Source organism: Craterilacuibacter sinensis (assembly GCF_009831765.1).
In the GTDB taxonomy this organism is placed as follows: Bacteria; Pseudomonadota; Gammaproteobacteria; order Burkholderiales; family Chromobacteriaceae; genus Craterilacuibacter; species Craterilacuibacter sinensis.
Genome location: NZ_WSSB01000007.1, coordinates 189,166 through 201,916 on the forward strand (window position 1 = coordinate 189,166; position 12,751 = coordinate 201,916).

The 12,751-nt window shown below is 61.7% G+C and carries 13 protein-coding genes; 7 read left to right on the plus strand and 6 right to left on the minus strand.

The features are described from left to right. Positions 1–205: 205 nt before the first annotated feature. Positions 206–2,557 (plus strand): phosphoketolase family protein, encoded by a 2,352-nt coding sequence (locus GQF02_RS09515; RefSeq protein ID WP_160796636.1) that lies wholly within the window; start codon positions 206–208, stop codon positions 2,555–2,557. Positions 2,558–2,611: 54 nt separating this feature from the next. Further along, a complete protein-coding gene (gene aqpZ / locus GQF02_RS09520) occupies positions 2,612–3,304 on the plus strand; it encodes an aquaporin Z (protein ID WP_160796638.1) in 693 nt (230 codons plus the stop codon). 87 nt (positions 3,305–3,391) lie between these two features. Here aqpZ and GQF02_RS09525 read toward each other — a convergent pair whose 3' ends face one another. Next, positions 3,392–3,898, minus strand: a complete 507-nt coding sequence (locus tag GQF02_RS09525) for a YgjV family protein (protein WP_160796640.1) — start codon at positions 3,896–3,898, stop codon at positions 3,392–3,394. Positions 3,899–4,215: 317 nt separating this feature from the next. Here GQF02_RS09525 and GQF02_RS09530 point away from each other — a divergent pair, with 317 nt between their 5' ends. Continuing rightward, the gene (locus GQF02_RS09530; protein WP_160796642.1) at positions 4,216–4,995 is read left to right on the plus strand and encodes a basic amino acid ABC transporter substrate-binding protein; all 780 of its coding nucleotides are present in this window, start codon (positions 4,216–4,218) and stop codon (positions 4,993–4,995) included. 73 nt (positions 4,996–5,068) lie between these two features. Here GQF02_RS09530 and GQF02_RS09535 read toward each other — a convergent pair whose 3' ends face one another. The 5 genes from GQF02_RS09535 to GQF02_RS09555 are packed head-to-tail and all read right to left on the minus strand — an operon-like array spanning position 5,069 to position 8,703. Continuing rightward, complete coding sequence (locus GQF02_RS09535) at positions 5,069–5,941, minus strand: peptidoglycan-binding protein (protein ID WP_160796644.1); 873 nt, start codon at positions 5,939–5,941, stop codon at positions 5,069–5,071. 41 nt (positions 5,942–5,982) lie between these two features. After that, positions 5,983–6,729 carry a lysozyme inhibitor LprI family protein gene (locus GQF02_RS09540; RefSeq protein ID WP_160796646.1) on the minus strand — a complete coding sequence of 249 codons (747 nt, stop codon included), beginning with the start codon at positions 6,727–6,729 and terminating at the stop codon, positions 5,983–5,985. Further along, positions 6,723–7,226 (minus strand): TPM domain-containing protein, encoded by a 504-nt coding sequence (locus GQF02_RS09545; protein ID WP_220789407.1) that lies wholly within the window; start codon positions 7,224–7,226, stop codon positions 6,723–6,725. The genes GQF02_RS09540 and GQF02_RS09545 overlap by 7 nt, the downstream gene beginning before the upstream one ends. Continuing rightward, a complete protein-coding gene (locus GQF02_RS09550) occupies positions 7,226–8,083 on the minus strand; it encodes a TPM domain-containing protein (RefSeq protein ID WP_160796652.1) in 858 nt (285 codons plus the stop codon). Before GQF02_RS09550 ends, GQF02_RS09545 begins: the two co-directional genes overlap by 1 nt. Continuing rightward, a complete protein-coding gene (locus tag GQF02_RS09555) occupies positions 8,080–8,703 on the minus strand; it encodes a LemA family protein (RefSeq protein WP_124734466.1) in 624 nt (207 codons plus the stop codon). Before GQF02_RS09555 ends, GQF02_RS09550 begins: the two co-directional genes overlap by 4 nt. Positions 8,704–8,917: 214 nt before the next feature. On the opposite strand from GQF02_RS09555, the gene GQF02_RS09560 reads away from it, so the two are divergent. The 4 genes from GQF02_RS09560 (at position 8,918) to GQF02_RS09575 (ending at position 12,207) form a co-directional block, all read left to right on the plus strand. Next, complete coding sequence (locus GQF02_RS09560; protein ID WP_160796654.1) at positions 8,918–9,166, plus strand: hypothetical protein; 249 nt, start codon at positions 8,918–8,920, stop codon at positions 9,164–9,166. 64 nt (positions 9,167–9,230) lie between these two features. After that, entirely contained in the window at positions 9,231–10,142 is a 912-nt protein-coding gene (locus GQF02_RS09565) for a transglutaminase-like domain-containing protein (protein ID WP_160796656.1), read from the plus strand. Further along, positions 10,135–11,238 (plus strand): hypothetical protein, encoded by a 1,104-nt coding sequence (locus GQF02_RS15950; RefSeq protein WP_235930135.1) that lies wholly within the window; start codon positions 10,135–10,137, stop codon positions 11,236–11,238. Before GQF02_RS09565 ends, GQF02_RS15950 begins: the two co-directional genes overlap by 8 nt. Before the next feature lie 192 nt (positions 11,239–11,430). Next, a complete protein-coding gene (locus tag GQF02_RS09575) occupies positions 11,431–12,207 on the plus strand; it encodes a GNAT family N-acetyltransferase (RefSeq protein WP_160796658.1) in 777 nt (258 codons plus the stop codon). Positions 12,208–12,751: the final 544 nt, after the last annotated feature.

Below are 12,751 nucleotides of genomic sequence, written 5' to 3' on the forward strand. Positions count from 1 at the left end.
CCGTGCAAGCAAAAAGCCCGGCTGCCTGATAAGGCAAGCCGGGCTTAATGTGAGGGTTCGTCTGAATTCAACAGCCCAGCAGGCTACGCTTGCTGGGCTGTTTCCTATTCGGTCAGGCTGACCATAAATTTATGTCCAGCCTGACCTTGGCTATTCTCAAACCTGCGGCCACGCAACGTGGCCGGCCAGAGGGGGAGTGGTAGTCATGGTGATGGATGACGAAGCCCGGCAATATCAGGGCGAGCGCGAGGCCGCACTTTATCGTGCGGCCGATGCGGATTTTGCGGCGTGGGCACAGGGCGTCGGGTCTGTCGTGCATGGCAGTGCAACCCAGCTGGCGGTATATAAACTGGCCGGGCGTTTGCTCGCGGCGGGGAAAGTAAACAGCCGCGCGGACGTCTATGCACAACTGCACGCCGCCGATGTGCTGGCGTGTGCCGGCATGTGGCTGGTTGCGCATATGACCTACGCCGAGCGGGTGTATCTGGATGGGCGGGCGCTGGACAGCGTCGATTTCAAGGCGCAGCCGGAGGGGCATACCGGCGGTTCACTTAATATGGTGGTCGCCTACCTGGGCTATATGGCGGCTAATTCGCTGACCGGCCATACCCGTGCCTGGCTGATGGGGCAGGGCCACTGTGTGGCTGCCATCGATGCTTGCAATGTGCTGCTGGACAATATGAGCCCGGCGCATGCCGCGCGCTATGCCTTGTCCGAGACGGGGCTAAGCCGGCTGGCCGCTGATTTTTACTCCTACCAGATGGACTGTCCGTTGGGCAGCCATGTCAACGCCTACACCGCCGGTGGCCTGATCGAGGGCGGTTATCTGGGCTTTGCCGAACTGCAGTATGTGCATATGCCCTTGCCGGGCGAGCGTCTGGTGGCTTTTCTGAGCGATGGCGCATTCGAGGAGCAGCGCGGTAGCGACTGGATGAGCCGCTGGTGGCGTAGCGCCGATAGCGGGCTGGTAGTGCCGGTGATGATAGCCAACGGCCGGCGTATCGATCAGAAAACCAGTATGGGGCGTCCTGACGGCGTGGGCTGGTTCTGCCGCCACCTGACACTCAACGGCTTTGCACCCATGCTGATAGACGGGCGCGACCCTGCCGCTTTTGCCTGCGCCATTCTAGAGGCCGAAGACAGGCTGGAAGCCACGGCAGAAGCGGTCGCCTCCGGGCGTGCCGTTCTGCCTTTGCCACTGCCGTATATCGTGGCCGAGACGGTCAAGGGCTGGGGCTTTCCCGGTGCCGGTACGAATGCTGCGCATAATCTGCCTTTATGCGCCAACCCCTATCTTGATGCGGCGGCGCGCGCCGAGTTTCACGCCGGTGCCAGTGTCCTCTATCAGTGCCTGCCCGCCATACTGGAGGCACGTGCCACTCTATCCCGTCACGATGCACAAGGCCGGCTGCGCGAGCGCGACAATGCGCTGGCTTGCCGGAATGTTCCCATTCCGCAATTGCCGCTGCCTGTGCTGGAGCCAGGCGGCTCGTCTTCCCCCATGGATGCGCTGGATAGCGCATTTTGCGCGCTGATCGATGCCAATCCCGGCCTGCGGGTGCGGGTGGGTAATCCGGACGAGATGCGCAGCAATCACCTGTGCCGCACACTGGACAAGCTTAAGCACCGGGTATTGGCGCCGGAGGCCGGCATTGCCGAGGCGCAGGATGGCTGTGTGATTACCGCGCTGAACGAGGAGGCCGTCGTGTGTGCCGCACTGGCCAATAAGGGCGGGCTGTCGCTGGTGGCGAGTTATGAGGCGTTTGCCGTCAAGATGCTGGGTGCCATCCGTCAGGAAGTGATTTTTGCCCGCCATCTGCGCGCGGCCGGCCGTACGCCTCACTGGCTGTCGGTGCCGGTGATCTCGACCTCGCACACCTGGGAAAACGGCAAGAACGAACAGTCGCATCAGGATACGACCCTGGCCGAGGCCTTGCTGGGCGAGATGGCCGATAGTTGCCGGGTACTGTTTCCGTTTGATGCGGCAACTGCTGTGGCCGCCTTGCTGTCCTGTTACGGCAGCCATGGGCAGGTGTGCAATCTCATTGTGCCCAAGCGCGTGCAGCCACAGCATCTGGATATGGCTTGTGCACGGCAGGCGCTGGCTCAGGGCTGGGTACGCATCGCGCACAGCGGCGAGTCGTCGCCGCAGGTGCAATTGCTGGCCATGGGTGCAGCGCAACTGAACGAGATGCTGGCCGCCTCCGTGGTGCTGGCGCAGCACGGCGTAGCGCACGAGGTGATCGCACTGATTGAGCCGGCTCGGCTGCGTGCGCCAAGGGATGCGGCAGAGGCAGCGTATTGCCTGAGTGCCGAGGCGCGCGAGCACGTCTTTCCTGCCGGCAGCTTGCGCCTGCTGCTGACCCATACCCGGCCTGAAGTTATGAGCGGTATTTTGTGGCCCTTGGCAAGCAGTGCGCGCATCTGGCGCGCTTTGGGCTATATCAATCAGGGAGGCACGCTGGATGAAGAAAAGATGCTGCATGCCAACTGTGCAAGTCGACATCATGTGCTGGCGTGCTTGTCCGGTGAACTGGGGCGGCAACTGGATGCATAAAACGCCAAGCTGAACATTCAAAAGCCAATATATTAAATTGGAACGGAGATTAATATGAAAGCTTATCTTGCCGAGGGTATCGGTACTTTCTGGCTGGTTTTGGGTGGCTGCGGCAGCGCGGTACTGGCGGCCGCTTTTCCCGAGCTGGGTATCGGCTTTGCCGGTGTGGCGTTAGCCTTTGGTCTGACCGTAGTGACCGCCTGCTACGCCATCGGTCCGATCTCGGGTGGCCATCTTAATCCGGCCATTTCGGTTGGCCTGTGGGCAGGGGGGCGTTTCCCGGCCAACAAGGTGTTGCCGTACATTATCGCGCAGGTGATTGGCGGTCTGCTTGCGGCTGGGGTGCTTTACCTGATTGCCAGCGGCAAGGCCGGCTTCGATCTGGCCAGTGGTTTTGCCAGCAACGGCTACGGCGAACACTCGCCAGGTGGTTATGATCTGCGTGCGGTGATGATTTGCGAAGTCGTGATGACCATGATGTTTGTGTTCGTGGTGATGGGTTCGACCAGCAAAAAAGCGCCGGCCGGCTTCGCTCCCCTGGCGATCGGTTTGTGCCTGACGCTGATTCACCTGATCTCGATACCGGTCGATAACACCTCGGTTAACCCGGCGCGCAGTACCGCTGTTGCGCTGTTTGTCGGCGACTGGGCCGTTGCCCAGTTGTGGGTGTTCTGGCTGGCACCTCTGGTTGGGGGTGTGCTGGGGGGCTGGCTGTACCGTCTGGTGGACGACAACCAAAGTGCCTGACGAATAAGGTGGCCGTGCCGCCTGATTGCAAAAAGCCCGGGGCGTCATTCCCGGGCTTTTTCATGTGTGACAGCTTTATGGAAGTACTCAGGCGAGCCGGCGGTCGCCGCGCAGGTAGAAGCGGTAATAACCGACCAGATTGCCGGCCAGAAAGAGCACCTCCATCAAAATGGCCATCGGTGAGCCGGCCAGACTGTTATGCAGGATCCAGATGCAGGTACTTACCATCAGCAAAATCCGCATTCTTTTATCCGAGCCGCTGAACATGGCGATATTCGGCAACAGGGCCGCCGCGCCGGCCAGCAAACTCAAGGCGCTTTGGTAAGTCATGGCGGTTGCGATCAGGGTGAGCCCGATAAAGCCAAACATGATGCGCCGCGAGTTGAGGTAGAGGCTGACCGTATTGCGTAAGGCTGCAATCGCCATCAATAGCACCGCCGTCCACTGTTCCAGCAGGAAAAAGTGCAAGCCAATCAGGATATTGGCTGAGACCAGACAATACACCACATGTTTGCGCTGCTTGAACTGGAATGTCATGACATCGAAGCACATTGCGATGGCAATGCAAATCTGTGACAGCAAAAACGGGGTCATGGCGACCGCAACTATAGTAAGTGAGAATTTACAATCTTATCTTATTGTCGTGGTCTTCGTCTTGCGCTATGCAATTGAAATTTAGCATGCCGGTTCGATTTGCCCGCGCATCGACCGGTCGGCGCCTGGGTTGACTTTACGATCCTTCCCGTCCAAACGCCTGTTTTTTGATAGCCATTTCTTGCAAATGTGATTGGCCTGCGTCATTTATATGTAATACCATATAGTTAAATTGGATAATTTATCCATTAAGAGCGACTGGCTCTGGGGATAGGCCATCCACTACTGACCTTGCTGATGACTTGTGGGAGATAAAAATGAAGCGTTATATCAAAAGCCTTGCCGTCGTATTGACGCTGGTGCTGGCCGCTTGTGGCGGCAAGACCGAGACTGTGGCGGAAGGTGGGCTAGGGGCCGACAAGGTGTATCGCATGGGCGTGAATGCGGCATTTGCACCGTTTGAATCGGTTGCTGCTGATGGCAAGTTGCAGGGTTTTGAGATCGAGCTGGCGCAGGCCGTTGCCGATGCAGCAGGGATGAAGGTTGAAATGGGCAATACCCCGTGGGAAGGCATTTTTAACGGGCTGGCCAATGGCGACAGCGATTTTCTGATGTCGGCGATCACCATTACCGAGCAGCGCAAGGCTTCCATGGATTTTAGCGAGCCTTATTTTGAAGCGACCCAGCTGGTCGTACTGCCAAGCGGCAAGAACATTGCCAAGGCTGAAGAGCTCAAGGGGATGAAGGTTTCGGTACTGGCCGGCTCAACCGGCGACACCATTGCCCAGAAACTGATGGGCGCGACCAGTACCGACATCAAGCGTTTCGAGTCGCTTGATCTGGCGCTCAAGGAGTTGGAGAACGGGGGCGTGCAGGCCACCATCGGGGACAACGGCGTCGTGGCTAACTACATCACCCATAACGGTGGCGACAAGATGGCCGTGATCGAGGGCATAGACTTTGACAAGGAGTACTACGGTATTGCCGTGCGCAAGGGCGACGCCGAACTGCTGGAGAAAATCAATGGCGGCATTCGCAAGGTGAAGGAAGAGGGCACTTACCAGAAAATTTACGAGAAATACTTCGGCAAGGCCTGATTTAAAGCCCTGCAGCAACGATGCGCCAGCAGGCGCATCGTTGTTTAGTGTTTGCGGTGGCAGACTTTGATGCTTATCTGAGTGTTGCCAGCCGCAACTTGATGGTTTCGCGCGTCACCGGCCCGGCAATACCGTCGGCCTTGATATGCGCGGCTTGCTGGAAGGCGCGCACCGCGCGTGTTGTCGCCGGGCCATAGCGCCCATCGACTATCAGCCTGGGGTTTGCCCCCAGATCATTTAACGCCTGCTGTAACCAGCTGCTGTCATTGTCCGGCTCGGCATGCTGCCACGCTGCCTGATTACTTTCTTGCAATAAGGGCCACAGCCTGGCGAACCAGGCCATGCGTTCGGGCAAGCCGTTGTAACCGCCATTGATGGCCCGGGTGATGGCGCGAATATCGTTTTTGTCGGCCAGCGCATTCAGCTTGCCTTCGCTCCACTCGGTGAGCGCCGGCTTGAGTGCATGCTCGGGCACGGTGACCCATTCGGGGTGGGCCTCAAAATCGACACCACAGGCCTCCCCCATGCGCCGGTGATTGCCGCGGCCTGTGGTTTGCAGCAGGCCATTGCCACGAAAGCGAAAACCATCCCCCGCCTCGGTGTTGCCCAGCTCCCGGGCTTTACGCGGATTGCCCAGCCCGTAAACGCGCTCGGCAATCGCCTCGGGGTGGCCGGAAAGTGCCGTCGCCTGTGCCGGGGTGATGGCGGCGCTGTGCCGACCCACACCAAAAATCTGGCTTAAACGCGGTGCGCTGTAATTCATGTTTTCGCGCAGCACGCTCAAGCCGCCGGTTTCGTGCAGCATCTGCGCCAGAAAGTGGGCGAGCCGTAGCGGCGTATTCAGCCCGTGTTGCTCCAGCAGCGCGCCACCCTCGCGCAGGGCTTGCAGATATTCGGTTTTGGCCTTGGGTAGCAAGGGGGTCAGGGTGTCGACTAGCGTTTTCATGGCAGTGCTTCGCAGGGTAGAAGCCTCCAGTCTAGGACAGCTCAGGGCAGAAACTTGAGGTGGCGGATGCTGTAGCGGCTGGCGTCATCATTGCCGTGAAGGCCTTGGCTATCGAATACCACGGCACGCCGGCCATTACCCGCGACCGCCCACAGGCATTCCCCGCCGGCGCCATGAAAACCCTGGCTATCGCTGACCCCGCAGTCCACCACCGCCAGCAGCCCTTGCCAGCCACTGCCATGCAGGGTTTGCACCGGATGGATGCCGTTACGCCCGTGCGCGACCCAGCCTTGCGCCGTGCGCTCGAACACCGCCTGCTGAGTCGCGATGTTTTCCCAGGCACCGTCAAACACCTCGGCACTCAGCTCAGGCTCATGACCGTCGCCCAGCGCGATACAGCTTTTGCTGTCACGACAGCCGCGTGCGGGCGGGCGGCTGACAGGGAAAGGGAAGGCGATGCCCAGCGCAGGATCGCTAAAGGTGCGCCATGCCGAGTGCAGCGTCTGGAGCCGGGTGCGGTAAGTCGCGCTCAGGCAGGGTACGTCGCGACAGCGCGCGCGCTCTCCGGCGAGCCAGGCGCGTTGTTGCGCCTTGAGTAAAGCGGGCTGGGGTGAGGCGGAAAGCGTAGCGTGATAGAGGTCGGAGAGTTCCTTATCCAGTGCGATAAGGGTTGGCTCGGCGCAAATCAGCCGCTCGTCAGGGCTGGCCGCACGCTGGCAGTCAAATGCCTGCGCGCCAGTGGATAAGAGTAAGGCGGCAGGCAGCAGCCAGTTTGCCGCGCTCACCATACGACAGGCCGGTCGGCAATTTCATTGGGCCGGGGTGTGCCGTTTGCCGGGTAGTGATGGTGTAAAAGCTGCGTCAGCGCCTCGATGCCGGCAAGCGTACCCTGCTCGAACTGGCCCTGGCGGAATGCTGCTTCCATCGTGTGGCAAATGGCCTCCCATTGTGCCGGTGCCACGCGGGCACTGATGCCGCGATCGGCAACGATTTCGACATCGCGCTCGGCCAGCAGCAGATAGATCAGCACGCCGTTATTGTGCTCGGTGTCCCACACTCGCAAGCGCGAAAACACCTCGATCGCGCGCTCACGCGCTGTCGTGCCGGCCAGCAGCGCGCGCCCGGACAGGGCGCCTTCCACCGCAAAGCACACCTGGGCGCAATGGCGTTGCTCGCCTGCGCGTATGGCGTGTTCGATATTGTCCAGCAGCGCAGGAGTAAAGCTGCGCCTGAGCTGCCAGCTACTTAGGCTTAGGTGGCGCAAGATGCGTGTCAGTTTCGTCATCACCATTTTCCCGAGGCACCGCCTCCGCCAAAACCACCGCCGCCCCCGCCGAAGCCGCCCCCAAAACCGCCGCCATATCCGCTGCTGCGGCCTGACCCGCCGCGGCTATAAGCTGCCATGTTTCCCATCAGGGTCAAGGCAAAAGCCATCAGGCCTGAAAGCAGGGCGAGGATACCTACGCCCAACAGCATCCATACCGCGATGGCGATGCCGCCGCCGGTGAGGAAAGCAGCCGGCAAGCGCCCGATCAGGCTGCGCAATACGGCACCGCCGATGAACACCGCCATCAGCAGCAGCGGCGCCAGTTCGGACAACTGCGTTTGCAGGGATGGCTGCGCCTGCGTTGGGGCGGGCAGGGCTTCGCCCTTAATCACTTGCATCATGCTGTTCAGACCTGCCTCCAGTCCATCGTAAAAATGGCCCTGTTTGAAAGCCGGCACGATCACTTCGCTGATAATGCGCTTGCTGGTGGCGTCGTTCAGCGCCCCTTCCAGACCGTAGCCTACCTCGATGCGCAAAGCGCGGTCGTCCTTGGCGACCACTAACAGCGCCCCGTCATCCACCCCCTTGCGCCCCAGTTTCCATTGCTCGGCGGCGCGTAGCCCGAATTGCTCTATGGTTTCGTCGCCGGTTGTGGGCACCATCAAAAGTGCAATCTGGCTGCCTGTTTGCGTTTCAAACGCGGCGAGTCGGGCGTCCAGTGTCGCGCTTTGCTCTGCGCTCAAGGTGCCGGTCAGGTCGGTGACGCGTGTACTCAAAGCCGGTATTGCCACCTGCCGTGCATTCGCCAGCCCTACCCACAGCGGCAGCAACAGGGCAAGCGCCGCGAGCAGGCGCAGCGCGCGCTGGCTGATCATTGCGCCGGCACCGGTGCCGCTTTGGCGGGTGTCTGGCCGAAATCGACGGTTGGCGCGGTAGAGATGGCTTGTTCGTTCTCGACGCTGAAGTTGGGTTTGACCTGATAGCCCATGGCCATCGCGGTCAGGTTGGAGGGAAAGCTGCGCACGCTCAGATTGTATTCCTGCACCGCCTTGATATAGCGGTTGCGCGCCACGGTAATGCGGTTTTCCGTCCCTTCCAGCTGGGCCTGCAGGTCACGAAAGCCGGTGTCCGACTTCAGTTGCGGATAATTTTCCGCCACCGCCAGCAGGCGTGACAGCGCGCCGCCCAGTTGCGCCTGATTCTGCTGAAAACGCGCCAGTGCCGCCGGATCATTCGCAAGCTCGGGTGTGATTTGCATGCTGCCCACCCGCGAGCGCGCCTCGGTCACCTGCAGCAGCACGTCTTTTTCATGGCTGGCATAGCCTTGCACCGTGCGTACCAGATTGGGCACCAGATCGGCGCGGCGCTGGTACTGGTTCAACACCTCGGACCAGGCCGCTTTCACCTGCTCGTCAGTCGATTGCAGGGTGTTGTAGCCGCAGCCGCTCAGCGTGGCGAGGCTAAGCGCCCATAAAAGCATCCACAGTTGTCGCATGATCTTCTCCTTGGTGAAACGGGTAGGGGCGTGACCTCACCAGAGTAGGACAGGACAAGGGCCGCAGTGAGGCTTGATTGCGTGGCGTTCATCATGGCGCTGGCCGGCTTGCGGGAACGGGGCTTGCCCAAAGCACAACAGGGCGATATCAAACGGCAGATGCAAGGCGTGTGTGCTGTTAAGATAACATTTATTTATGACTAAGGAATGGCGCATGACCTACCGGTTGATCTATGTGGCGTTTGGCCTGGCCATTCTCTATTTCGAAGCGGCTTTGCTGGACGGCTATGCCGGCCTGTCCGGCTTGCACCTATTGCTGGCGCCACTGGAAGCATGTCAGGCGCTGGGTTTTTCCCTGGCCTTCGGTTTGGGGCTGCCGGCATGGCTGGCATTGGGACTCTCCGCACTTTTGATGCTGCTGCCGGTTTGGCTGCTGCCGCGCCGGCTGTTGCGGCGCAGATAGTCCGCAGCCGGGCACAGTTTATCGTCCGCTTGAATAGTTTTTGCATGACCCATGAGACAAATGAATGGCGGAAGATTTTTCTTATTGCAAGTGCCCGCACTGCGGGCGTGCCAACCGGATTGATCAGCACAATGTAGCGTCGCGCCGCCCCTTGTGCGGACAGTGTCGCACGCCGCTGTCCGGCAACCGTCGTCAGGCACCCGCCGTGCTGGTCTTGCTGGGCGTGCTGGTGCTGGCCTTGCCCGTCAGCCAGTGGGCGATGCCATACCTTGGCCGTACCGTTGCATTGTGGGCGGCGGTGACACTGGCCTGGCTGGTGTTGCGCTATTACCGGGCGACCTTCGATGCCGGTTGGAAGGTCATGCTTGCCATGTTCGGTGTCAGCGTGTGCCTGCTGCTGTACGACCGCAGCCCGGAGGCGGGTGTGCTGCAAATGGCAAAAATGACTAGCGCCGTGCCGGGCATCGCCGGGCCGCTGCGTGACGACCCGCACCGCGACTATCTGGCCGCCGTGGATGCGCGTGACCCGGAAATCAATGTGCTCGCATCGCGTCTGGTTAAAGGCTGCGCCGTACGCGATCAGGCTTGCGAGGCGGACAGCATCGCGCGCTTCGTTGCCGACCGTATCGACTACCGCAACGATCCGGATGGCGGGCGCGACTATATCAAGCCGCCGCGGCAGACGCTGGCGGCAGCGGCCGGCGACTGCGAGGACAAGACCATTCTCGCGGTCAGCCTGCTTGAAACGCTGGGCATCCGCAGCGTGATGGTGTTCGAGCCGGGCCATGTCTACCCGATGGCCTGCTTCGAGCAAACGCCCGAAGCACTGCGCGGCAAAGCGGGTCGTCAAATTGCCGGTGCCGGAAGCTGCTACGCGCTGGAGCCGACCGCGGAAAATTCCGGCCTGGGGGTGGAGAAGGACACCGGCCGCATCGAGGTGGCCTATCTGGTCAAAGGAGGGCAGCGCCTTGATTAAGCATGGCTGGCATTACGGACGTGTGGCGCTGGGCTTGCTGTGGGCGCTGCTCTGTGCGCCCTTGTGGGCGTCCGAGCTGCATATCGAACACCTGAGCGACGGGCGCACCACGCTTGCGCTGTCGGGCAACGGCCGCTGGGCGGAGACGGTGCATATCGAAGTCACGCCGGCTTGGGCGGTGCAGGCCTCGACGCAGTCGTGGCCCATGCAGGTCGAAATCAGGCCGGAAGAAGTGCGCCGGGTGATCGCCGAAATCAGGCTGGCACCGGGGGCGCAGGTCAGCTTCAATCGCCGCAGCCGGCCCGGCCTCGTGTCGGCGCAGCATCAGGACAGCTACGCCTACTTGCGGCCCATCCCCAGCATGGGGCCGCTGGCCGGTGGCGAGGCGCAGGGACGGGCGGTGCTGGGCGAGGCGGTGCGCGTCGCTCGCGACGGCATCGTGGTGCAGGCCGAGGCACGTGACGACGCGGGCTATGTGCTGGTGGCCCACGCGGACGGCACGCTGGGCAGTTACAGCGGATTCAGGCCGGGGGCAGATTTGCCGCCGGGGCGCTACGTCAGCCGTGGCGGCGTACTTGGGCAGGGGGTTGGCACTTACACGCTGGTGTTCCGTGTCGAGCGCCCCGCCGCCGGTCTCGATGCCGCACAGGCGCTGCAGCCGGTGGCCTCGGCCGTGTGGGACGCGGCCGAGCGTGACGAGCGTACCGTGACCCGCTTGCCGGGTTTGGTATCAGAGACGCCACCCATGCCGGACACGCCGCCAGTTGCGCCGCCTGATCCGCTGCCGGGTGACGCAGCCGTCTGGCGCGACGACGTGAAATTTGTCGCGCAGGTGCTCGCGGTGACGGCCGTGCTGCTGTTTGCCTTCCCGCTACGCCGGCGCACGGTGGCGGCAAAACGCACGGCGCGGGCGCCGGCGGGTGGCGCGGCGCAGGTCAACCCCGATGCCTACGCCCAATTGCTGCGTGCTGTTGGTGGCGACGCCGCGATGGTAGAGCGTTTGCTGGCCTATGAGATCAAGCGTGGGGCAAGTCCGTCTGATGCCGCCCAAGCGGCGCTGGAGCGCTTGCAGCGGGACAGGGCGCGAAGTGTTTAGCCGCGGCCGGGCGCGCCAGGCATCATTGCGCGAGAGTTTGAGCCCGCTGCGCGGATGTATTTGCTTGGCGCTTCACCGATGCAGGCATGGCTGCAATGCCCGCATAAGAAAAAGATGATAAATTGCCGGCGCCAGCTATCCGTGCTGGTTTTGATTGACTGATTCTTGCGCTGCGGAAAGTATACCCTGTCCATGCAACCCACCCCTGAATTGCCGCTGAGCCTGATTGATCACCACTGTGCCTCTGCCGAGACACTGCGCGAGGCGCAGCAGACGCTGTTTGCCCTGCTGGTCGAGCGTGAACAGGCATTCGGTTTCAACCCCGATGTGATCACCGAGTATCCCGACCCGCTAGAGCGGCTGCTGGACGATCCGGTCGCCTACCTCGACGCCCGGCGACGGGCGGCCGAGAGCCAGCGCGCAGTGCCATTTGCCCGCGTGGCGGTGCTGACTACCTACGCAGACGTGATCGGCCCTGCGCTGCGGGCGGCCGGCTACACGGAAGAGGTCATCGACATGCCCGCCGGCCCGGACAATACCAGTTGCTACGCGCGCGAAGCGCGGCCGGATGGCGTGGGTACCTTTTATCTTGAAGCCGTCAACGAACTTGACGAAAAAATCCATCCGACCTTTGTCGTGACGCTAAAAGACGGGCAAGGCAGCCTGCTCTCGGGGATGTCCGGTTCGGTGTGGGCGGTAGGTGGCGAGCGTTACGCCTATGTCTCGACGGTGGTGGCGCGTCAGGATGCGCCGCCGGGAAGTGGCAGTCGGGTGGCGGCGGCAGTGTGGGACTACCTGCGCAGCGAGGGGGTGAGCCGCGTGAACCTCGGCACGCAGACCGCCGACCGTTTTTATGAACGTCAGGGTTTTCGCACCATTCACCGCATCGTGCCGGCCTTGCGTTACCGCACGGCGGCGGATGGACGTACGATCTGGCACGACCTGGTGATCATGCGCAAGGACCTGTAAAACCCGCCGGGGTGGGGGCGCTGCACGAAAGCCGGGCGTGGCAATCGTAGAGGGGAGGGATTTTGAGTCCGCTGCGCGGACGTATTTTTTACTTGCCGCTTCCGCTGACCGAGCGCAGCAAGCGCAGCGGCGCGAGGGAATACATGCGGGCAGGGGCCGGACGCGCTCGGCCCCTTGCATCCCCGGCGCCCCCGAAGTCTCGCGAAACCCCGGCGCGAGCCTAACGGGGATGGGTGGCTGACGCACGGATAGCGCGCATCGCATGCAATTAACACCAAAAGAAAAGGCGACCCGAAGCCGCTGCGAAACCACGCGCCCAAGCCGCCCACCAAGGCGCCGCCTGACTCCATGCATGCGAATCTTTGATTCGCTCAGCGGGGTGATCGCTATCGCGATCCGCTCAAACATGAGGCGGCTTAAAACTTTGGCGGCCAGCTTTGTCGCAGTTTGCGGCTACGGGGAAGGGGCGACTCCCCATGTGTGCGGCGGGTTTGTGAGGTTTTGTAGATACCGTCTTGCCCATCATGCGGTCAAGTAGTCCGAT

Coding starts and splice junctions, on each gene's coding strand:
- GQF02_RS09515 (WP_160796636.1), top strand. CDS start 206: ATGGTGATGGATGACGAAGCCCGGCAATATCAGGGCGAGCGCGAGGCC.
- aqpZ (WP_160796638.1), top strand. CDS start 2,612: ATGAAAGCTTATCTTGCCGAGGGTATCGGTACTTTCTGGCTGGTTTTG.
- GQF02_RS09525 (WP_160796640.1), bottom strand. CDS start 3,898: ATGACCCCGTTTTTGCTGTCACAGATTTGCATTGCCATCGCAATGTGC.
- GQF02_RS09530 (WP_160796642.1), top strand. CDS start 4,216: ATGAAGCGTTATATCAAAAGCCTTGCCGTCGTATTGACGCTGGTGCTG.
- GQF02_RS09535 (WP_160796644.1), bottom strand. CDS start 5,941: ATGAAAACGCTAGTCGACACCCTGACCCCCTTGCTACCCAAGGCCAAA.
- GQF02_RS09540 (WP_160796646.1), bottom strand. CDS start 6,729: ATGGTGAGCGCGGCAAACTGGCTGCTGCCTGCCGCCTTACTCTTATCC.
- GQF02_RS09545 (WP_220789407.1), bottom strand. CDS start 7,226: ATGACGAAACTGACACGCATCTTGCGCCACCTAAGCCTAAGTAGCTGG.
- GQF02_RS09550 (WP_160796652.1), bottom strand. CDS start 8,083: ATGATCAGCCAGCGCGCGCTGCGCCTGCTCGCGGCGCTTGCCCTGTTG.
- GQF02_RS09555 (WP_124734466.1), bottom strand. CDS start 8,703: ATGCGACAACTGTGGATGCTTTTATGGGCGCTTAGCCTCGCCACGCTG.
- GQF02_RS09560 (WP_160796654.1), top strand. CDS start 8,918: ATGACCTACCGGTTGATCTATGTGGCGTTTGGCCTGGCCATTCTCTAT.
- GQF02_RS09565 (WP_160796656.1), top strand. CDS start 9,231: ATGGCGGAAGATTTTTCTTATTGCAAGTGCCCGCACTGCGGGCGTGCC.
- GQF02_RS09575 (WP_160796658.1), top strand. CDS start 11,431: ATGCAACCCACCCCTGAATTGCCGCTGAGCCTGATTGATCACCACTGT.